We start from the raw sequence: 20984 nt of genomic DNA on the forward strand, positions 1-20984 counted from the left end.
GATTTCGGACTGCACCGACTACTATTTGCGCCACCGTCAATTACTTGGGAGGGTCGTGTACCGCTTCTTGGTCGGCCTGTTGGTCTTCGCCCTCGCCACCGCGTTCAGTATCGGAATCGCCCACGCCGCACCGCGATCCGCGGGCCGCGCCGTCGTCATCGTGTCCGGCGGGGACGCCACGAGCCCGTTCACCACGGCCGACCAGGCCTGTGCGTCCGGACTGGCCGCCGGAAACACCGATACCGAGCTACGCCACTACCTGCTCGGGCAGGGCTACACCGTGTTCACCTCGCCGGCGATGGCCGGTCGCGGCCCCGTCGTCGACCAGGGCGGTTTCGGCGCCTTCGGGGACTGTCCGATCACGCTCCCGGAGAACATGACCGTCAACTCGACCGCCAGCATCGACACCGCCGGTGAGCATCTGGCCCGATTCTTCGGCCACCTGCACGACCACTACGGCGTCGACGAGATCGACATCGTCGGCCACTCGATGGGCGGGCTGTATTCGCGGTCGGCCATCCGGGTCCTGCAGAGCCTGGGATCACCCATCCGGATCCGGTCGCTGACGACCCTCGGGACCCCGTGGCAGGGGTCCTATCTGTCCGATTACGCCAACGGGATCACCCCGAGATCGGACTGCCTCGGGGACACCTTCTGCGAGACCGCCATGGACAATATGAAGGCCGAGGTGGAACGGCTGATGGCCGGCTCGGGACGCGAGGTCAACCAGGCCTACCTGATGGGCCCCGACGGCTGGAACGACTACCAGGCCGGGGTGCTGGACAAGATCCCGGTGACGCTGATCGGCGGCAACCGCTTCGCCGCACCGGCGGGCGCGGGCCCGGTGAATCCCACCGTGTGGCCCAACGACGGGCTCGTCGCGCTGTCGAGTGCGCTGGCCACCGAGATCAGCGACCGGGTGCTGCCGCACCGGCGCTGCCTCACCTTCGACGACACCCACAGCATCTTCGTGTCCGATCTCGCCGGGCTGCCCTGGCAGACGGGGCTCACCTGGGACCCACGGGTTCTGGATGCGGTGCGTGCGGCCATCGACGGCGCCGACAGTGCGCTGAGCGCACCCGGCGACCCGCACTGCCCGGTCAGCTGAATTCGACCGTCACCGGCGCGTGATCCGACCACCGCAGCGCATACAACTCGGCACGCTCGACATGGGCGGACACCGCCCGTTCGGCCAGCCGCGGATCGGCCAGGTGATAGTCGATGCGCCAGCCGGCGTCGTTGTCGAAAGCCTTACCGCGCCATGACCACCAGCTGTAGGGGCCGGCGACCTCGGGGTGCAGCCTGCGCACCACGTCGACCCACCCGGTGGCCATCAGCTCGGTCAGCCACTGCCGCTCGCTGGGCAGGAAACCGGCCTTCTTGACGTTGGCCTTCCAGGCCTTGATGTCGTTCTCGGTGTGGGCGATGTTCCAGTCACCGCACAGCACGGTGTCGCGGTTGCCACCCAGAAGTTCGGCCATCCGGGCCTCGATGGTGGCCATGAACCGTTCCTTCTCCAGCTGCCGGTCGGTCTCGGCCTCCCCGGTGGGCAGGTAGACGCTGGCGACGGTGGCACCCTCGGTGTCCACCTCGATGTAGCGGCCGTGCGCGGCGAACTCGTCTGACTGCAGCACCCGCACATCGGTGAACGGGGTCCGCGACAGGACGGCAACACCGTTGCGGCCCTTGACATGTGGCTCCGCCGACGCCAGATGCCAGCCGTCTGCCAGGGCCGGCGCCAGCGCGTCGCGCAGCTGCTCGTCGTCGGCGCGGGTCTCCTGCAGACAGACGATGTCGGCGCGGGATTCCTTCAACCAGGGCAGCAGGCCGAGGTTCTCGCTGGATCGTTGCTTGACGGCCGCGCGGATGCCGTTGACGTTGACGGTGGTGACGATCACGCCAGCACCCTAGTGGAGGCCACCGACAGGTGTGGTCCTCCCCCGCGGCGGGGGCACCACCGCACCCACAGAATCTTGCGGTACCGCCGGTATCACCTTAGGGTCGGGCGCTATGACCGAACGCACACCGATCCACCTCGGATCGGGTGAGCCCATTCTGATGCTGCACCCGTTCCTGTGCTCCCAGAACGTCTGGCGGACGGTGGCCACCCGACTCGCCGACACCGGCCGTTTCGAGGTGCTGGCGCCCACCATGATCGGCCACCGTGGCGGTCGCCGCGCACAGAACTGGCTGCTCGACACCGTCGCCCTGGTCGACGATATCGAGCGACGCATGGACGAAATCGGCTGGCGCACCGCACATATCGTCGGCAACTCACTGGGCGGCTGGGTGGCCTTCGAACTGGAGCGCCGGGGCCGGTCACGCACCCTGACCGCGATCGCCCCGGCCGGCGGGTGGAGTCAGCATTCGCCCGGCAAGTACGAGACGGTGCTGAAATTCCTCCTCGGCGGGCCGGCCCTGCTCGCCGCGCGCCTACTCGGTCCGCGCATCCTGGAGTTGCCGTTCGTCCAGCGGATCGCCACCCTGCCCGTCAGCGGGCCCGCCGACGGGCCCAGCCGTCCCGATATGGTCGCGCTCCTCGAGGACGCCACGCACTGCACGGCGTACTTCCAGCTGCTGATCAAGACGCTGCGGCTACCCGGCCTGCTGGAGTTGGCCGATGTCGGCGTGCCGACGCACCTGGTGCTGTGCGAGAAGGACCGGGTCTTCCCGGCACCGCGTGGGCACCGCTATTTCCTCGACAATCTGCCCCGCGACACCCGCGTGACCAGACTGCCGGGCTACGGCCACATCCCGATGCTGGAAGCGCCCGGCCACGTCACCGAGCTGATCGCCGACTTCGTCGACGCACACACCGAACCCGAGCGCGCGGCGCCGCCGGCGGGCTGACCGGCAGCCTCAGCTCTTGACGGCCTCCAACGCGGCGTTGAACGTCTTGCTCGGACGCATCACGGCCGCCGTCTTCTCCGGATCCGGGTAGTAGTACCCGCCGATGTCGGCGTGCCCACCCTGGACCTCGTTGAGCTCGGTCACGATGGCGTCCTCGCTGTCGGCCAGGGACTTGGCCAGCGGAGCGAAGTGCGCGGCCAGCTCGGCGTCCTCGGTCTGCTCGGCCAGCGCCTGCGCCCAGAACAGCGCAAGGTAGAACTGGCTGCCCCGGTTGTCCAACTCACCGGCCTTGCGGGACGGATTCTTGTTCTCGTCCAACAGCTTTCCGACGGCGCTGTCCAGCGTGTCGGCCAGCACCTTGGCCTTGGCGTTGCCGGTCTTGTTGCCCAAGTCCTCCAGGCTGGCACCGATCGCGAGGAACTCGCCGAGCGAATCCCAGCGCAGGTGATTCTCTTCGACCAGCTGGCTGACGTGCTTGGGCGCCGAACCACCGGCACCGGTCTCATACAGACCGCCGCCGGCCATCAGCGGCACCACCGACAGCATCTTGGCGCTGGTGCCCAGTTCCAGGATCGGGAACAGGTCGGTCAGGTAGTCGCGCAGGATGTTGCCCGTCGCGGCGATGGTGTCGAGCCCGCGGATGACCCGCTCCAAGGTGTACCGCATGGCCCAGACCTGCGGCAGGATCGTGATGTCGAGGCCCTCGGTGTCCTCGTCCTTGAGATAGGCCTTGACCTTCTTACGCAGTTCGTTCTCGTGCGGACGTTCGTCGTCCAACCAGAACACCGTGGTCATACCGGACAGCCGGGCCCGGTTGACGGCCAGCTTGACCCAGTCCCGGATGGCGGCGTCCTTGACGACCGGCATCCGCCAGATGTCGCCCTCTTCGACGTTCTGCGAGAGCAGCACCTCGCCGGTCTCGATATCGACGATGTCGGCGACGCCGTCCTCGGAGATCTCGAAGGTCTTGTCGTGGCTGCCGTATTCCTCGGCCTTCTGCGCCATCAGGCCCACGTTGGGAACGGTGCCCATGGTGGTCGGATCGAACTGGCCGTTCGTCTTGCAGAAGTTGATCATCTCCTGGTACATCCGGGAGAAGGTCGACTCCGGGTTGACGGCCTTGGTGTCCTTGGTGCGGCCGTCGGCGCCGTACATCTTGCCGCCGAGGCGGATCATCGCGGGCATCGAGGCGTCCACGATCACGTCGGACGGCGAGTGGAAGTTCGAGATGCCCTTGGCCGAGTCGACCATCGCGAGCTCCGGCCGGTGCTCGTGGCAGCGGTGCAGATCCTCGATGATCTCCTCACGCTGCGAGGCCGGCAGTGACTCGATCTTGCTGTAGAGGTCGGACAGCCCGTTGTTGACGTTGACGCCCAGCTCGTCGAACAGCGCCTGATGCTTGGCGAAGGCGTCCTTGTAGAAGATCTTCACCGCGTACCCGAAGACGATGGGGTGGCTGACCTTCATCATGGTGGCCTTGACGTGCAGCGAGAACATCACGCCGGTCTTGTAGGCGTCCTCGATCTGCTCCTCGTAGAAGTCGCACAGCGCCTTCTTGCTCATGAACATGCTGTCGATGATGTCGCCGGCGTCGAGCTTGACCTCGGGCTTGAGTACGACGGTGGCACCGCTCTTGGTGGTCAGCACCATCTTGACGTTGCGCGCCTTGTCCAGCGTCAGCGATTTCTCGCCGTGGTAGAAGTCGCCGTGCTTCATGGTCGCGACGTGGGTCCGGGAGGCCTGCGACCACGCGCCCATGCTGTGCGGGTGCTTGCGGGCGTACTCCTTGACCGCCTTGGGGGCGCGGCGATCGGAGTTTCCCTCGCGGAGCACCGGGTTCACCGCGCTGCCGAGGATCTTGGAGTAGCGGTCCTTGAGCGCCTTTTCTTCGTCGGTCTTCGGATCGCCGGGGTAGTCCGGCAGGGCGTAGCCCTTGCCCTGCAATTCCTTGATCGCGGCCAGCAGCTGCGGCACCGAGGCGCTGATGTTCGGCAGCTTGATGATGTTGGCGTTGGGATCCTGGGTCAGCTCGCCGAGGGCGGCCAGGTTGTCGGGCACCTTCTGTTCGTCGGTGAGGTAGTCACCGAACTCGGCCAGGATGCGCGCCGCCACGGAGATGTCGCTCGTCGCCACGTCGATACCGGCGGCGTCGGCGAAGGTGCGGATCACCGGAAGGAAACCGTAGGTGGCAAGAAGCGGCGCTTCGTCGGTCAGCGTGTAGATGATTGTCGGCTGCTGGGCGCTCATGGTTGTTCTTCCGGCCTCACTGTCTGTATCAGATATACGGCGTGCGACACGGACCCCAAAAGCGACGTGCCCCTTGGTGTTGGGCGCCTTTTCCTTTGGCGTGTCACTGTTCTTCTGGGACCTTCCAGGTTCTGGCAGGTCTCGACGGCAACACTACAAGGGCCCAGGCAGCCGTGAGGGGCCAACCTTGGCTACTGACCAGTAGCTTGTGGCCCGGCCGAAGGTGGGGTGTTTGCCCCATGTGCGCGGGCCGGCCCTGCGACACGCTTACCACACCCCGTCGACAAACCCGGTGGCCGACGCCCGAGGTGGTGAGTTAGGCTTTGTATCGGTCATGAGTGCCAGCATCAAGCCCCGGCTTGCTGGCCGGCAACCCTCCAACCGCGGTGGGGTGCTCCGGGTGAAGACCAGGTTGAGCAGTCGTCGGGATGTTTCCGAACGACCGCAAGGCAAGCGCGGGTCCGTTCTATCGGGCCCCTGAGGTAGGGAGACCTGATGGAGGTAAACCATGTGCTGTTGTCCGTGAATCCAGTCGGTAAGCCCCTCGCGGGTTACCGCCGTCTTCCATGACGTCACCCACCGGACACCCCTTCCACTCTTTCGCACAGGAGAACCGCTCATGACCGAACTCGAGAACAACCCCGAAGACCTCACCGCCGCCTGGTCGTTCGAGACCAAGCAGGTGCACGCCGGCCAGTCGCCCGATACCGCCACCAACGCACGCGCGCTGCCGATCTACCAGACCACGTCCTACACCTTCGACAGCACCGACCACGCCGCCGCGCTGTTCGGGCTCGCCGAGCCCGGCAACATCTACACCCGGATCGGCAACCCGACCACCGATGTCATCGAGCAGCGGGTGGCAGCGCTGGAAGGCGGCGTCGCGGCGCTGTTCCTGTCCTCCGGGCAGGCAGCCGAGACCTTCGCCATCCTGAATCTCGCCGGCGCGGGAGATCACGTCGTGTCCTCCCCCAGGCTCTACGGCGGCACGTACAACCTCTTCCACTACACGCTGCCCAAACTGGGCATCGAGGTCAGCTTCGTGACCGATCCGGACGATCTGGAGTCCTGGCGGGCGGCCGTGCGGCCGAACACCAAGGCCTTCTTCGCCGAGACCATCTCCAACCCCCAGATCGATGTGCTCGACATTCCCGGCGTCTCCGCGGTGGCGCATGACAACGGTGTGCCCCTGATCGTCGACAACACCATCGCCACCCCCTATCTGATCCAGCCCATCGCGCACGGCGCCGACATCGTCGTTCACTCGGCCACCAAGTACCTGGGCGGACACGGTTCGGCGATCGCCGGCGTCATCGTCGACGGGGGCACGTTCGACTGGACCCAGGGTCGCCATCCCGGTTTCACCGAACCGGACCCGAGCTACCACGGTGTCGTGTTCGCCGACCTCGGCGCGCCCGCCTACGCCCTCAAGGCCCGAGTACAGCTGCTGCGCGATCTGGGCAGCGCGCTGTCGCCCTTCAACGCCTTCCTCATCGCGCAGGGATTGGAAACGCTGAGCCTGCGCGTTGAACGGCATGTGTCCAACGCCCTGCAGGTGGCCGAGTTCCTCGCCGGACATCCCGACGTGACGTCGGTGAACTACGCGGGACTGCCCACCTCACCCTGGTACGACCTGGGCCGCAAGATCGCCCCCAAGGGCACCGGCGCGGTGCTGGCATTCGAGCTGGCCGGCGGCATCGCCGCAGGTAAGGCCTTCGTCGACGCGTTGACGCTGCACAGCCACGTCGCCAACATCGGTGATGTGCGTTCACTGGTCATCCACCCCGCGTCGACCACGCACCAGCAGTTGACCCCGCAGGAGCAACTGACCACTGGGGTCACCCCCGGCCTGGTGCGGCTGGCGGTCGGTATCGAGGGCATCGACGACATCCTGGCCGATCTGGAACGGGGTTTCGCCGCGGCCCGGAAGGCCGGCGCGCAGACGGCGGCGGCAGTGTGACCGTGTCAGACACCCGCCCCGTCGTGTCCCTGCCGGCCGAAGGCGAAACCGGTCTCGTCGATATCGGTTCGCTGACGCTGGAGAACGGCGCGGTGCTCGATGACGTGACCATCGCGGTGCAACGCTGGGGCGAGCTGTCCCCCGAGCGCGACAACGTCGTGATGGTGCTGCATGCGCTGACCGGCGACTCGCACGTCACCGGTCCGGCGGGCCCGGGTCACCCCACTCCGGGTTGGTGGGACGGGGTGGCCGGCTCGGGCGCCCCGATCGACACCGACCGGTGGTGTGCGATCTCGACCAACGTGCTCGGTGGCTGCCGCGGGTCCACCGGCCCCAGCTCACTGGCCCGTGACGGCAAGCCGTGGGGTTCGCGCTTCCCCGCCATCACGATCCGCGATCAGGTGAACGCCGATCTGGCCGCACTGGCCGCACTGGGTATCACCCGGGTGGCGGCGGTGATCGGCGGCTCGATGGGCGGAGCCCGTGCGCTGGAGTGGATCGTCGGTCACCCCGACACGGTCCGCACGGCACTGGTACTGGCCGTCGGGGCGCGTGCCACCGCCGACCAGATCGGCACGCAGAGCAGCCAGGTCGCGGCCATCAAGGCCGATCCCGACTGGCAGGGCGGTGACTACCACGGCACCGGACGGGCCCCCACCGCCGGGCTGGAGATCGCGCGGCGGTTCGCTCATCTGACGTATCGCGGTGAGGCCGAACTGGATTCGCGATTCGGCAACGATGCTCAAGGTGACGATGACGCCCGCTTCGCGATCCAGAGCTATCTGGAATACCAGGGCGAGAAGCTGGTGGCGCGGTTCGATGCGGGTACCTATGTGGCGCTGTCGGATGCGCTGTCCAGCCACGACGTCGGCCGCGGTCGCGGCGGGGTGCCCGCGGCGCTGGAGTCCTGTCAGGTGCCGGTGATCGTCGGCGGGATCACCTCCGATCGGCTGTATCCCATTCGCCTGCAACAGGAACTGGCCGACCTGCTGCCCGGCTGCGCCGGGCTCAACGTCGTCGATTCGATCTACGGCCATGACGGATTCCTGGTCGAGACGGACTCGGTGGGTGCCCTCATCCGGCAGACGCTGAAGCTCGCGGCGCAATGACCGATTCCACGCGCAGCCGGTCACTGTCGTTCGGGGAGGAAGCCGCGGCGTACGAACGCGGCCGGCCGTCGTATCCGCCGGAGGCCATCGACTGGTTGCTGCCGCCGGGCGCACACACGGTGCTCGACCTCGGCGCCGGTACCGGCAAGCTGACCGTCCGGCTCGCCGAACGGGGGCTCGACGTGATCGCCGTCGACCCGATCCAGGAGATGCTGGAGGTGCTCAGCGCGTCGCTGCCGGACACGCCCGCCCTGCTGGGGACGGCCGAGGAGATCCCGCTGCCCGATGACAGTGTGGATTCGGTGCTGGTGGCTCAGGCCTGGCACTGGTTCGACGCCGATCGTGCGGTGCGTGAGATCGCCCGGGTGCTTCGTCCCGGCGGGCGGCTGGGCCTGGTGTGGAACACCCGCGACGAGCGGATGGGCTGGGTGAAGGATCTGGGCCGGATCATCGGCCACGAGGATCACACCCTGGAGCAGAAGGTGAGTCTGCCCGAGCCGTTCGCGGTGATCGAGCGCGCGCAGTTCGAGTGGACGAGCTACCTGACCCCGCAGGCCCTGATCGACCTGGTGGCCTCGCGCAGTTACTGCATCACCTCACCGGCCGAGGTGCGTACCCGGACCCTGGACCAGGTCCGCGAGCTGCTGAAAACCCATCCCGCGCTGGTCAATACGTCCGGTCTGGCGCTGCCCTACGTGACGGTGGGCATCCGGGCGACGCTGGGCTGACGCCCGGACGAACACGTGGGCGCCAAACGGTCATCAGCCGATTCGCTCACCCATCGTGGACGAAGATCGCCCGGCATCCGGACGTGTTGCGACGGTTACGCCGAACCACCGCCGCAGCGCCGTGCACAATCGGTCCCAGTCAGCCCCGCCGAAAGTGTCTGCGGCCCAAGCCACGTAGCCGTCGGGCCGGATGAGCATCGCTCGCGCCCCGACGCCGTCGGTCTCACAGACGACGACATCGACGCGATCGGCAAGGTCACCGACGACAGCGCCCACGCTTGCACCGGACAGATCGAGCAGCACCGGACGGCCCCGGTGCAGCAACTCGGCCACCCGACGCCCGTCGCCTAGCGTCACATCCGGTACCAGTCGACCCGACAACGGGTGGCCGTCGGCGGTGTCGTAGCGCACGTCCGAGCCCGCCAGCAGGTGTGCCATATGCGCGCCGACACCCGGCAACTGCAGGATCTCTTGGAAAAGCTTTCGGAGCGCACCGATCTCGGCTCCCGGGCCGAAGAGAGCGGTCTGCGACATCGACTGCATCATCACGCGCTCGCCGACGGGATACCGCTCACTGTGATAGGTGTCGAGCAGATCCGCCGGTGCCTCGCCCCGGACTGCGGCGGCGATTTTCCAGCCCAGGTTCATCGCGTCCTGCATGCCGAGGTTCAAACCCGGCCCACCCATCGCGGAGTGCACGTGCGCGGCGTCGCCCACCAGGAAGATGTTCCCCACCCGGTACCGATCCACCTGCCGGGTGTTCTGTCCGGCGATACGGCGCAGCGCGTGTGGCCCGTCACCGACGGGCGCATCGAGGGGCAGGTCGACACCCAGAACCCGCCGCACACTGTCGCGCAACTCCTCGAGCGTCATCGGGGCCGAGTCATCGGGCTGCTGACCGAACTCGATGGTCCCCACCATGGGCCTGCCGCGCTCCACCTCGGCGAAAATGAACCCGCCGGTGTCCAGACGATTGTGCCCCCACCGCAGACTGCCGAAACCCGGGACATCGATACCGCCAGTGGCAGAACGCAGTTCATCGGGCAAGCTGACATGAGCTATCCGCGCGACCGTGTCAGACGTATGGCCGGGGAAGTCGATGCCCGCCAGTCGCCGGACCGTGCTGCGCCCGCCGTCGGCTCCGATGAGGTAGGTGGCGTCCAGACGGTAAGTCTCGTCGGCCGTCGATACGGTGACCGTCACGCCGTCGCGATGCGCATCCACGCCGGTCAACTCGTGACCCCACCGAACATCGACGCCGAGATCGTGAGCGCGTTCGACGAGAAGGCGGACAAGGCGCGGCTGCTGGATCGGCAGCAGAGACATCGGGTTGTCCGACATCCCGGAAAAGGGCACTCGCATACCGCTGAAAATCCACTCCTGCATCGGCTTCGGCGGCTCGTCGGATCCGGTGAAGGTTCGGTAGAGCCCACGCATGTCGAGCAACCGCACGACCTGTCCGACGAGGCCATTCGCCTTGGGCTCATCACCGGGTGCGGACAATCGCTCGATCACCACCGGACGTACGCCGGCCAGCGCCAGCTCACAGGCCACCAGCAGGCCGTTGGGCCCCGCGCCGGAAATCACCACGGTGTCTTGCGTTTTGGACATCAGCGTCATCTCTCAGGCAATCCGGCCGCGACCTCGGCCAGGCCGCGACGGAGAAGCTCGGTGTAGGCCACCGGCGGATCGGCGTTGGCATATGCCTCCATCGCCGTCTCGCCGACCGCCCGGACCACTGCGGCGACCAGCCGCGGATACATATCGCGGACCGGGTCGGTACCGGTGCGTTCGGCGATCGCCTGCACCCAGTCGGCGAACAGGTCTTTGGTCAGCGCGGCGCGAAGATCTCGCACGGCCAGCAGGTCCCGCAACACGAGCAGTTCCTCGGGAGTCGGCCGCACGTCCACGACGCCCTCGGCCTCCAGCGGCGCGAGCATGGCCTCGGTGATCGCCAACCACAGCGGCTCGCCGGCGGGCCGCTCACGAAACACTGCCAGGCTCTGCCGAGTTCGATCGATCTGCCGGAACGCGACCGCCTCGTACTTGCCTGCGAAGTAGTTGTTGAAGGTCCGCAGCGAGACGCCGGCTCGGTTCGCGATGTCTTCACGAGTGACGTTCTCCAACCCCCGCTCGAGCGCGAGGGCCAGGGCGGCATCGCTGAGCGCCCAGCGGGTGCCGAGCTTCTTCCGCTCACGCAGCCCCTTGGTGGTGGTCATGACACCAGGTTACCAAATATTGCACGGCGTGCAATATTGCACGGCGCGCAAAAATCAACCGTTGTCACGCCGTGGGGGCGACGCGGGCCGAGTCGCCACTCGACGCGGTACTAGCTGGTGCCCAGCGGGTCGATGGTCCAGGCGATGTACAGCATGACCGCACTCACGGTGGCCGTCGTGGCGACGTCGATCACCCTGGATCGCACCACCAGCAGCCCGGCCCGATCCTCGGTCAGGGCCAGGCGCAGCGCGGCGGCCACCCCGACCCCGATCGCGATCACCAACGCGCCCCGGCGCCAGTAGCCGGCGACCACCAACACGAAGGCCAGCACGAAAATCAGCCCGACGGCCAGAATGGGCCACTGCCCGCCGAACACCTTGCGGGCGAATTCCTTGAGCGTCATGGCATTCCGCTCTTCGCGCAAGCGCTCATCGGCCCATTTCCGCGCGCTCGACCACATTGGTCAACAGGAACGCCCGGGTCAGCGGGCCCACGCCACCGGGGTTGGGCGACACATGGCCCGCCACATCCCACACGTCCGGAGCGACGTCGCCGGTCAGTTTGCCGTCCACCCGGCTCACCCCGACGTCGACCACCGCCGCACCGGGTTTCACCATGTCGGCGGTCACCATGTACGGCACGCCGACCGCGGCCACGATGATGTCGGCCTGGCGGGTCAACGTGGCAAGGTCACGAGTTCCGGTGTGGCACAACGTCACCGTGGCGTTCTCGGACCGGCGGGTCAGCAGCAGGCCGAGCGGACGGCCCACCGTCACGCCACGCCCGATCACCACGACATGCGCGCCGGCGATCGGGACGTCGAACCGCCGCAGCAGGTGCACGATGCCGCGCGGGGTGCAGGGCAGTGGCGCTTCTTTCCCCAGCACCAGCCGGCCCAGGTTGGTCGGATGCAGCCCGTCGGCATCCTTGTCCGGGTCCACCCGTTCCAGTGCCGCGTTCTCGTCGAGATGCTTGGGCAACGGCAACTGCACGATGTAGCCGGTGCACTCCGGGTTGGCGTTGAGCTCGTCGATGGTGGCGTCGAGTTCGGCCTGACTGATATCGGCCGGCAGGTCCCGGCGGATCGAATTGATGCCGACCTTGGCGCAGTCGGCATGCTTGCCGCGCACATAGGCCTGCGAGCCCGGGTCGTCGCCGACCAGGATCGTGCCCAGCCCGGGCGTCCGCCCCGAAGCAGTCAACTTCGCGACGCGCTCTTTGAGATCGACGAAGATCTCGTCGCGCGTGGCCTTGCCGTCCAACGTAATCGCACCCACGGGTGCCATTCTGTCAGGCGCCGTGGCAGGCTCCGTCTATGAACAGTCCGCAGAATGTGTCCACCGACGTGTTCGGCGCGGCCCGGCTCGGTCCGGTGACCCTGCGTAACCGCATCATCAAGGCCGCCACCTTCGAAGCCGCCACGCCAGATGCCCTGGTCACCGACGATTTGATCAACTACCACCGGCTGCCCGCCGCCGGTGGCGTGGGGATGACGACGGTGGCGTACTGCGCGGTCTCCCCGGGCGGCCGCACCGACGGCTGGCAGCTGTGGATGCGCCCCGAGGCGGTGCCGGGACTGCGCCGCCTCACCGACGCCATCCACGCCGAGGGCGCGGCGATCAGCGCACAGATCGGCCACGCCGGCCCGGTGGCCAACTCCCGCACCAACAAGGCGCAGGCCCTGGCGCCCATGCGATTCTTCAACCCGCTGTCGATGCGCTTCGCCAAGAAGGCCACCAAGGACGACATCCGCGAAGTGATGGCCGCGCACGCCAACGCCGCGCGGCTGGCCATCGAATCCGGCTTCGACGCGGTCGAGGTCCACCTCGGGCACAACTACCTGGCCAGTTCGTTCCTGAGCCCGCTGCTCAACCGCCGCAGCGACGAGTTCGGCGGCTCCCTGGAGAACCGCGCCAAGGTGGCGCGCGGGCTGGTGCGCGCAGTGCGCGAGGCCGTCGGCGACCGGATCGCGGTCACCGCGAAGCTGAACATGAGCGACGGGGTGCGCGGCGGCATCAACACCGAGGAATCCCTGCAGACGGCGAAGTGGCTCGAAGAAGACGGCGGCCTGGATGCGATCGAGCTGACCGCGGGCAGTTCCCTGGTCAACCCGATGTACCTGTTCCGGGGCGATGCCCCGATCAAGGAGTTCGCCGCCGCGTTCAAGCCACCCATCAGTTGGGGCATGCGGATTACCGGGAACAAGTTCCTCCGCCAGTACCCGTACCGCGAGGCCTACCTGCTGCGCGAGGCCAAGCTGTTCCGCGCCGAATTGAAGCTGCCGCTGATCCTGCTCGGCGGTATCACCAACCGCGACACGATGGACATGGCGATGGCCGAGGGATTCGACTTCGTCGCGATGGGACGCGCGCTGCTCGCCGAGCCCGACCTGATCAATCGGATCAAAGACGCCGAAGACCCCAGCTCTGTCCGTTCGACGTGCACGCACTGCAACCTGTGCATGCCGACCATCTACAGCCACACCCACTGCGTGGTGACCGGCGCCCCCGACGCCCTGGTGCACTGATCCCGGCGCCGCCGATACCGAATCGGCATGTGCGCCGACCCATACGACGACGCCGCTACCGATAGAGTTGCAGACGATGAGCCGACCCGCCGCGCCCGCCCTGTCCGTTCGCTACGACGGGTCCGCACGGACCTTCTCCGCCGGCAACGATGTCGTCGTCGGTCGTGACCTGCGCGCAGACGTCCGGATCGCCCACCCGCTGATCTCCCGTGCACACCTGGTGCTGCGCTTCGACCAGGGCCGCTGGATCGCCATCGACAACGGCTCGCTCAACGGGATGTACGTCAACGGCCAGCGGGTGCCCACCATAGACATCACCGACGGCCAGCGCCTCAACATCGGTAACCCCGATGGTCCGCTGCTGACCTTCGAGGTGGGCCGCCACCAGGGATCGGCCGGTACGCCGCCGCAGACCGCCTCCATCCCGGTCACCCAGCGACAGAGCACGGCATGGCCGACACAGCCACCGTCGTCCAGTCCCTGGCCCACAGCGGGACCGCCCGTGTCACGGCCGCAGCCGCAGTACCCGTCGGCTCCCGGAGTGCCGGCCCAGCCGCACTACCCCACCGGCCCGCACTACCCGTCCGGCCCGCAGCCGAGCGCGCCGTACCCCGCCCAGCAGAGCGCGGCGCACCCGACCTACCAGCCGCCTGCGCCCGCCGCCGACAACTACCCGCCGCCGACCACCATCGGGCCGACCGCGGTGCCGCGCAGTGGCGGCGGCGACAACATCGGCACGACGATGCTCAAGATCCTGCGCCCGGGCCGCGCCCCCGAGGTGCCGCCGGGCGGGATCAAGATCGGTCGGGCGACCGACAATGACATCGTCATCCCCGACGTGCTCGCCTCGCGGCATCACGCCACCTTGGTGCCCGTGCCGGGCGGCACCGAGATCCGCGACAACCGCAGCATCAACGGCACCTTCGTCAACGGCCAGCGGGTCGACGAGGCGACGCTGCGCGAGGGCGACGTCGTCACCATCGGTAACGTCGACCTGGTCTTCGCCGGCGGCACCCTGGCCCGGCGCACCGAGACCGAGGCCGACACCCGGACCGGCGGCCTGGAGGTCCGTGGCCTCACCTGGACCATCGAGGGCAACAAGACCCTGCTGGACAACATCTCCCTGGACGCCCGACCGGGCACCCTGACCGCCGTGATCGGACCGTCCGGCGCCGGTAAGTCGACGTTCGCCAAGCAGGTCGCCGGGTACACCCACCCGACCAGCGGCACCGTCACCTTCGAGGGCCACGACATCCACGCCGAGTACGCCTCGCTGCGCTCCCGGATCGGGATGGTCCCCCAGGACGACGTGGTGCACGGTCAGCTGACCGTCAAGCAGGCCCTGATGTACGCCGCGGAACTGCGGTTGCCGCCGGACACCACCAAAGAAGACCGCGAGCAGGTCGTCATGCAGGTCCTCGAAGAACTCGAGATGACCAAGCATCTGGAGACCCGCGTCGACAAGCTGTCCGGCGGTCAGCGCAAGCGCGCCTCGGTGGCGCTGGAACTGCTGACCGGTCCGTCGCTGCTCATCCTCGACGAGCCGACGTCCGGTCTGGACCCGGCACTGGACCGCCAGGTGATGTCGATGCTGCGCCAGCTGGCAGATGCCGGTCGTGTGGTGCTGGTGGTGACGCACTCGCTGACCTATCTGGATGTGTGCGACCAGGTGCTGCTGCTGGCCCCCGGCGGCAAGACGGCGTTCGCGGGCCCGCCGAGCCAGATCGGCCCGCAGCTGGGCACCACGAACTGGGCCGACATCTTCAGCAGTGTGGCCGGTGACCCGGCCGAGGCGTACCGCCGCTATCTGGAGCGCAGCGCACCGACACCCCCGGCGCCCCCGTCCGAGCAACCCGGCGATCTGGGCAAGCCCGCCAAGACCAGCCTGGTGCGCCAGTTCTCGACGATCGCGCGCCGGCAGTTCCGGCTGACCATCTCCGACCGCGGCTACTTCATCTTCCTGGCGCTCCTGCCGTTCATCATGGGCACGCTGGCGCTGACGGTGCCCGGCGACGTCGGGTTCGGACTTCCGGTGCCCGCGATCAAGGGTGGTGAGGCACCCAACGAGCCGGGGCAGATCCTGGTGCTGTTGAACGTGGGCGCCATCTTCATGGGTACCGCGCTGACCATCCGCGCCCTGATCGGCGAGCGCGCGATCTTCCTGCGCGAGCAGGCCGTCGGGTTGTCGACGACCGCCTACCTGCTGGCCAAGGTGGCCATCTTCACCGTCTTCGCGCTGGTGCAGTCCGCCATCGCGGTCACCATCGCCATCCTCGGCAAGGGCTGGGGCGAGGGTGCCGTCGCGACCGGTCTGCTGCTGCCGCGCAGCCTCGAGCTCTACGTCGACGTCGCCGCCACCACCGTGTGCGCGGCGATGGTCGGTCTGGCGTTGTCGGCACTGGCCAAGTCCAACGAACAGATCATGCCGCTGCTGGTGATCGCGATCATGTCCCAGCTGGTGTTCTCCGGCGGCATGATCCCGGTGACGGGCCGCATCGTGCTGGACCAGATGTCCTGGATCACCCCGGCCCGCTGGGGGTTTGCGGCGACGGCATCGACGATCGACCTCACCCAACTCGTGCCCGCCCCGCTGTCACCCGACGATTCGCACTGGAAGCACACCACCGGGACCTGGCTGTTCAACATGGCGATGCTGGCCGGCCTGTCGCTGTTCTACGTCAGCTTCGTGCGGTGGAAGATCCGCCTCAAAGCGGGCTGATTCCTTGCGATTTGTGCACGTTTACCGGCGGGCAGCGCCGCTGAACGTGCACAAATCGCCCGGTTTACTCGCCGTGGATGTCGAGGCCGTGCGCCGCGGCGTAGGCCAGCCCCTGCGGAATGTCGATCCGGGCGCCGCGCACCTTCGCGGTGGTCCAGAAGGTCGGATCCAGCCGGGCGCCACGCAGGTCCGCCTGCTCGAACTTGGCGTCCTGGACCCGCACACCCGACAGATCGGCCTGACGCAGCACCGCCTTGCGCAGGTCCGCACCCACCAGGCTGGCCTCCCGCAGCCGTGACCCGGACAGGTCGATCCCGCGCAGATCGCAGCCACCGAGGACGGCCAGCGTCAGGTCGACCTCCGCCATGACCACCGGCCGCAGTCGGGCCTCGGTGAACACCGACCCCAGCAGGCTGCAGTTGGTGAAGGTGCTGTGCCACAGCGTGGCCCTGCGGAAGTTGCAGTTGCGGAACGCCGACCCGGTATGCACCGATTCGGTGAGGTCCACTCCGCTGAAATCGCATTCGTCGAACACCGTGCGTTCGGTGCGGATCCGGCTGAGGTCTTCCCCGCGAAAGTCGTGTCCGGTGAACTCGCGGTCCACCCAGACCTGTTCGGGTTCGGTCATGACGGCAGTGCGGCCAGGGCGTACTCGGTGACAGCGATCAGGGCGTCCCGCGCCGAGTTCCGGTCGCGGGCATCGACCGTGACGATCGGGATGGTGTCCGACAGCGCCAGGGCCTGACGGATCGCCGCCTCGGGATGCCGCGCTCCCCCGTCGAACTCGTTCACCGCGATGATGAAGGGAAGCTTGCGCGCCTCGAAGAAATCCACCGCGGCGAAACTGTCCTGCAGCCGGCGCACGTCGACCAGGATCACCGCACCGATGGCCCCGCGCACCAGGTCGTCCCACATGAACCAGAATCGCCGCTGGCCCGGTGTGCCGAACAGGTACAGCACCAGATCCTCGGCCAGGGTGATGCGGCCGAAGTCCATGGCCACCGTGGTGGTGCTCTTGTTCGGGGTGGCCTCCAGCCCGTCGACACCGGCCGACGCGTTGGTCACCAGCGCCTCGGTGCGCAGCGGCATGATCTCCGAGACCGCGCCGACGAACGTCGTCTTGCCCGCGCCGAAACCGCCGGAGATGACGATCTTGGTGGAGGAAGAGGAGCGCTTGCGCGACGACAGCGGAGGATGTGCGGTGCCGCCTTCAAAGAGCCCGTAGGCCACGCAGAGTCCTTCCGATCAGTTCGCGTCGTTCATCGGCCGATGCCGAGTCACCGAGAGTCGCGTGCACTCTCAGATACCCCTGCGTGACGAGATCTCCGATCAGGACACGCGCCACACCGAGCGGCAACGATAGACGAGCGGCGATCTCCGCGACGGACGGACCATCCCTGCCGAGTTCCAGTATCCGCGCGCGGACGTCATTGCCGGGCCAACGCGGCGCCGGGCCGAAATCCAGGGTACGGATCGGCGCCTCCCACGGCAGGTGGACGGCGGACTCGGTGCGCCCGGCGGTCAGCGTGTACGGCCGTACCAGGTTGGGTTCGCCGACGTCCGATTCCCACTCGTCCACGAGCGTGGCTTACGAAGGCCGGCCGGCTCGCCGGGCCGATTGGACGACGGTGCCGACGCGTTCGACGAGGATGGCCATCTCGTAGCCGATCTGCCCGATATCGCAGGACCGGGTGGCCAGCGTAGCGAGGTTGGACCCGTCGCCGACCCGCATCAGCAGCAGGTAACCGTTCTCCATCTCCACGATCGACTGCATGACGTGGCCACCCTCGAACAGCTGCGCGGCCCCGGTCGACAGGCTGGCCAGCCCGGATGCCACCGCGGCCAGCTGGTCGGCGCGCTCGATCGGCATGTGCTCGCTGGCCGCCATCAGCAGGCCGTCGGCGGATACCAGCACGGCGTGCGTCACCCCGGACACCTCGTGGGCGAACTTGGAGACCAGCCAGTCGAGAGACTCACGGGTCGTCGTCATTCGGGTTCCTCCACGGGGGCGAGCGAAGCGACGGGATATTCGCCGGGGGCGAGCGAAGCGACGGGATGTTCGCCGTCGCGGACATGGGTGCGGCCCGCGTGCACACCGCCGAAGTGGCTGCTCAGACTGGCCCGTACGGCGGCCGGGTCCGGCAGCGGTCCGGTGTCGAACTCGTGGTCGGCAGAGTCAGATGCTACCGGGGTCCCGGTGTCGGCCGCCTGACCCGTCCCGGGCACCAACCGGGCACCGGGCCGGCGCATCGGGAGACCGTCGGGGGTGTGCTCGGTGACCGGTGCGTCCTCGGCTGCTGCGGCGGCGGACCAGCCGTTGTCCCACACCGACTTCCAGTCCAGGTCGGCGCTCGGCCCCAGATCGGTCGGATCGACCAGCCATTCCGACAACATCTTCTGATAGATGGCGTCCTCGGAGCCGCTGCCGGATTCACCGTGCGCCGGTGCCGCGGGCGGGTCGTCGCGCACCTGCGCCCGGGCGGCGAAGAACGCCGAGGTGTCGGTGGGCTGGTCGACCGGCCGGACCTCCGGCTCGGCGTCCGGGGAGCCGCCCGCGATCCCGCTGGCCCCTGGATGACGTTGCGGGAGAAGGAAACTCTGCTCTTCTTCGGCGGGTTCAGGTTCGGGTGCCGCGAGGGGCCGGTCGAACACCGGCGGCGCCACCGAGGTCACCGGCGCCGGGACGAAATCGGCGAATGGGGCGGTGGCGAAATCGCCGGCAAGCAGGGCTTGCGGCACATACACACCGGCGGTGGTACCCGATGCCGGATTCCCGGCCTCGGTGCTGCGCAACCGCACCACCAAGCCGTGGGTCACCGCAAGGCGCCCGATGACGAAGTGCCCCATATGCCGCGCGGTGTACGGGTTGATCTCACCCCCGGACTGCAGCCGGATGTTGGCGACACGGAGATCGGCCTCGGTCATCCCCAGCCCCTCGTCGCCGACCTCGATGACGAGCGCACCGTCGCCGGTGTGGACGGCCGACACCCACACCGTGGTGCTGGGCGGCGAGTACCGCAGTGCGTTGTCCATCAACTCGGCCAGGACGTGCACCAGATCCGCGGCCACCGCGCCACTGATCTCGCTGTCGGGTACGGATCCGGTGACCACCCTGGTGTAGTCCTCGACCTCGGAGGCCGCGGCGTGCACCACCGCTGCCAGCGGCACCGGACCGGACTGCTCGCGGGACACCTTGGTGCCCGACAGCACCAACAGGTTCGCGCCGTTGCGGCGCATCCGCGCGGCGAGATGATCCAGCCGGAACAGGCTCTGCAACCGTTGCGGGTCGGCCTCATCGCGTTCGAGTTGGTCGATCAGGGCGAGCTGCTGATCCACCAGCGACCGGCTTCGCCGCGACAGCGTCTCGAACATGTCGCTGACCTGAAGCTGCAGCCTGGCCTGCTCGCCCGCCAGCAGGACGGCCTGTTCGTGCAACTCGTCGACCGCGTGCGCGACCTGGCCGATCTCCTCGGTGGTGTGCACGGGCAGCGGGCGGATCGGACCGGGATCACCACCGGAGCGCACCTGCTCCAACTCGCGGGCCAGGTCCTTGTGCGCAACCTTGAGCGCGCCGTCACGCAGCCGGCGCAAGGGCCGGACCAACGAACGCGCGGCCAGGGCCACCACCGCCAGGGCAACCAGGATGGCGCCGACGACGACGATCGCGTCCCGGATGGCGGTGGTGCGCTGCTTGGCGGCCTGGCTCTCCACCGCGGCGGTCACCGACGCCGAGGTGTCGGCGATGATCTTGCCGGCGATCTCGTTGGTGACCTGGATCGACTGGGCGAGGTCGGGGTTGTTCGCCAGTACCGCAGCCGGGTCGGACATCATGCCCATCCGGCGGACCATCTGCTCCTGCAGCTTCTGCGCTTCCGCCGACCCGACACCGAGCACCTGGCTCATCCCGAACAGTGTCGACGGTTCGGTACCGGCCAGGGTGATCATCGAGGTGCGCAGTTCCGGCTCGGGCAGCTCAGCACCACCATTGACCAGCAGCTGCTGCATCATCATCTGCCCACGCGCCCCGACGGCCCGGGACAAGCCCAGAGTCTCGGCACGGATCTTCTCGTCCTCCACCCGCACCGAGCCGTTGATCGCGTCCTCCGCGGTCAACAGGATGGGGGCGTAGGTGGTGATCCGGTCGCGCAGGCCGATGCTGTTGGAGCTCACCCCGTCGAGCAGTTGTCGACCACCCTGCAGAATCGCATCGACGCCTTTGACGACGTCGGGCACCGCGTCGGTGCCGGTGAGCTTGTCCGCCAGGGCCTTACGGCGCGAGTCGAACGCACTCACTGCCTGCTGCGCGTCGGCTCCCGTGGAGGTGGCCAGCAGCGCGGAATCCAACGCGGCCATGTAGTCGGTGATGGCGGGCACCAGTTCGGCGCGGTCGGCGGCGCGCCGCAACTCGGCGGCGGTGCTGAATCCGGAGTAGATCCGCAGGCCACCGAGAACGCCGGCGAGCACGAGCGGAACCAGGGCGATGGCAAGCACTTTCCAGCCGACGGGCCAGTTGCTCAGCGCCCAGCGCGACGGCCTACGGACCGGAGGCGCCGCGTCTTGCGCTGTGGCGTGGGTGAATTCGTCGCTCATCGGCTTCCTGCTGCGTTTGCCCGCACAGGGGCCG

General features: G+C 68.0%; 18 protein-coding genes and 1 riboswitch. Of the genes, 7 read left to right on the forward strand and 11 right to left on the reverse strand.

What is annotated here, in order from left to right:
• Nucleotides 1-55 precede the first annotated feature (55 nt).
• On the forward strand, nucleotides 56-1108 hold the full coding sequence (locus H7J86_RS08600) for a lipase family alpha/beta hydrolase (RefSeq protein WP_372517232.1): 1053 nt from the start codon (nucleotides 56-58) through the stop codon (nucleotides 1106-1108).
• On the opposite strand, the gene H7J86_RS08605 is transcribed toward H7J86_RS08600, so the two are convergent.
• Nucleotides 1101-1898 carry an exodeoxyribonuclease III gene (locus H7J86_RS08605; RefSeq protein WP_267290418.1) on the reverse strand — a complete coding sequence of 266 codons (798 nt, stop codon included), beginning with the start codon at nucleotides 1896-1898 and terminating at the stop codon, nucleotides 1101-1103. The genes H7J86_RS08600 and H7J86_RS08605 overlap by 8 nt on opposite strands.
• Nucleotides 1899-2010: 112 nt before the next feature.
• Between H7J86_RS08605 and ephH the strand changes: the two genes are divergently transcribed.
• On the forward strand, nucleotides 2011-2850 hold the full coding sequence (gene ephH, locus H7J86_RS08610) for an epoxide hydrolase EphH (protein ID WP_267290420.1): 840 nt from the start codon (nucleotides 2011-2013) through the stop codon (nucleotides 2848-2850).
• A gap of 9 nt (nucleotides 2851-2859) precedes the next feature.
• On the opposite strand, the gene H7J86_RS08615 is transcribed toward ephH, so the two are convergent.
• On the reverse strand, nucleotides 2860-5097 hold the full coding sequence (locus tag H7J86_RS08615; RefSeq protein ID WP_090356125.1) for an NADP-dependent isocitrate dehydrogenase: 2238 nt from the start codon (nucleotides 5095-5097) through the stop codon (nucleotides 2860-2862).
• Nucleotides 5098-5427: 330 nt separating this feature from the next.
• Nucleotides 5428-5559: riboswitch (SAM riboswitch) on the forward strand.
• A gap of 157 nt (nucleotides 5560-5716) precedes the next feature.
• On the opposite strand from H7J86_RS08615, the gene H7J86_RS08620 reads away from it, so the two are divergent.
• The 3 genes from H7J86_RS08620 to H7J86_RS08630 are packed head-to-tail and all read left to right on the forward strand — an operon-like array spanning nucleotide 5717 to nucleotide 8894.
• The gene (locus H7J86_RS08620; RefSeq protein ID WP_267290422.1) at nucleotides 5717-7057 is read left to right on the forward strand and encodes a bifunctional o-acetylhomoserine/o-acetylserine sulfhydrylase; all 1341 of its coding nucleotides are present in this window, start codon (nucleotides 5717-5719) and stop codon (nucleotides 7055-7057) included.
• On the forward strand, nucleotides 7054-8166 hold the full coding sequence (metX, locus tag H7J86_RS08625; RefSeq protein ID WP_267290424.1) for a homoserine O-acetyltransferase MetX: 1113 nt from the start codon (nucleotides 7054-7056) through the stop codon (nucleotides 8164-8166). The genes H7J86_RS08620 and metX overlap by 4 nt, the downstream gene beginning before the upstream one ends.
• Nucleotides 8163-8894 carry a class I SAM-dependent methyltransferase gene (locus H7J86_RS08630; RefSeq protein WP_267290426.1) on the forward strand — a complete coding sequence of 244 codons (732 nt, stop codon included), beginning with the start codon at nucleotides 8163-8165 and terminating at the stop codon, nucleotides 8892-8894. Before metX ends, H7J86_RS08630 begins: the two co-directional genes overlap by 4 nt.
• Before the next feature lie 33 nt (nucleotides 8895-8927).
• On the opposite strand, the gene H7J86_RS08635 is transcribed toward H7J86_RS08630, so the two are convergent.
• From H7J86_RS08635 to H7J86_RS08650, 4 genes are all read right to left on the reverse strand, one after another.
• Nucleotides 8928-10505: an FAD-dependent monooxygenase gene (locus H7J86_RS08635; protein WP_267290428.1), complete on the reverse strand. Its 1578-nt coding sequence runs from the start codon at nucleotides 10503-10505 to the stop codon at nucleotides 8928-8930.
• Nucleotides 10506-10510: 5 nt separating this feature from the next.
• Nucleotides 10511-11113 carry a TetR family transcriptional regulator gene (locus tag H7J86_RS08640; protein WP_267290430.1) on the reverse strand — a complete coding sequence of 201 codons (603 nt, stop codon included), beginning with the start codon at nucleotides 11111-11113 and terminating at the stop codon, nucleotides 10511-10513.
• Nucleotides 11114-11223: 110 nt separating this feature from the next.
• Nucleotides 11224-11517, reverse strand: a complete 294-nt coding sequence (locus H7J86_RS08645) for a DUF3017 domain-containing protein (protein WP_187098505.1) — start codon at nucleotides 11515-11517, stop codon at nucleotides 11224-11226.
• Nucleotides 11518-11542: 25 nt separating this feature from the next.
• Nucleotides 11543-12391 carry a bifunctional methylenetetrahydrofolate dehydrogenase/methenyltetrahydrofolate cyclohydrolase gene (locus H7J86_RS08650; protein ID WP_267290432.1) on the reverse strand — a complete coding sequence of 283 codons (849 nt, stop codon included), beginning with the start codon at nucleotides 12389-12391 and terminating at the stop codon, nucleotides 11543-11545.
• 38 nt (nucleotides 12392-12429) lie between these two features.
• Here H7J86_RS08650 and H7J86_RS08655 point away from each other — a divergent pair, with 38 nt between their 5' ends.
• Nucleotides 12430-13641 (forward strand): NADH:flavin oxidoreductase, encoded by a 1212-nt coding sequence (locus H7J86_RS08655; protein ID WP_267290434.1) that lies wholly within the window; start codon nucleotides 12430-12432, stop codon nucleotides 13639-13641.
• Nucleotides 13642-13717: 76 nt separating this feature from the next.
• Nucleotides 13718-16360, forward strand: coding sequence for an FHA domain-containing protein (locus H7J86_RS08660; protein ID WP_267290436.1), 2643 nt, complete (start codon nucleotides 13718-13720; stop codon nucleotides 16358-16360).
• A gap of 64 nt (nucleotides 16361-16424) precedes the next feature.
• Here the strand turns inward: H7J86_RS08660 and H7J86_RS08665 are convergent, their stop codons facing one another.
• From H7J86_RS08665 to H7J86_RS08685, 5 genes are read right to left on the reverse strand one after another with little or no spacing between them, the layout of a single operon-like run.
• Entirely contained in the window at nucleotides 16425-16988 is a 564-nt protein-coding gene (locus tag H7J86_RS08665; protein WP_267290438.1) for a pentapeptide repeat-containing protein, read from the reverse strand.
• Nucleotides 16985-17548: a GTP-binding protein gene (locus H7J86_RS08670; protein ID WP_090356331.1), complete on the reverse strand. Its 564-nt coding sequence runs from the start codon at nucleotides 17546-17548 to the stop codon at nucleotides 16985-16987. Before H7J86_RS08670 ends, H7J86_RS08665 begins: the two co-directional genes overlap by 4 nt.
• Nucleotides 17549-17570: 22 nt before the next feature.
• Nucleotides 17571-17939: a DUF742 domain-containing protein gene (locus H7J86_RS08675; RefSeq protein WP_187098500.1), complete on the reverse strand. Its 369-nt coding sequence runs from the start codon at nucleotides 17937-17939 to the stop codon at nucleotides 17571-17573.
• Between the two features lie 9 nt (nucleotides 17940-17948).
• Nucleotides 17949-18350 carry a roadblock/LC7 domain-containing protein gene (locus H7J86_RS08680; RefSeq protein WP_090356155.1) on the reverse strand — a complete coding sequence of 134 codons (402 nt, stop codon included), beginning with the start codon at nucleotides 18348-18350 and terminating at the stop codon, nucleotides 17949-17951.
• Nucleotides 18347-20950, reverse strand: coding sequence for a HAMP domain-containing sensor histidine kinase (locus H7J86_RS08685; protein WP_267290440.1), 2604 nt, complete (start codon nucleotides 20948-20950; stop codon nucleotides 18347-18349). The genes H7J86_RS08680 and H7J86_RS08685 overlap by 4 nt, the downstream gene beginning before the upstream one ends.
• Nucleotides 20951-20984: the final 34 nt, after the last annotated feature.

The organism is Mycobacterium hackensackense (assembly GCF_025822555.1).
GTDB classification, from domain to species: domain Bacteria; phylum Actinomycetota; class Actinomycetes; order Mycobacteriales; family Mycobacteriaceae; genus Mycobacterium; species Mycobacterium fluoranthenivorans.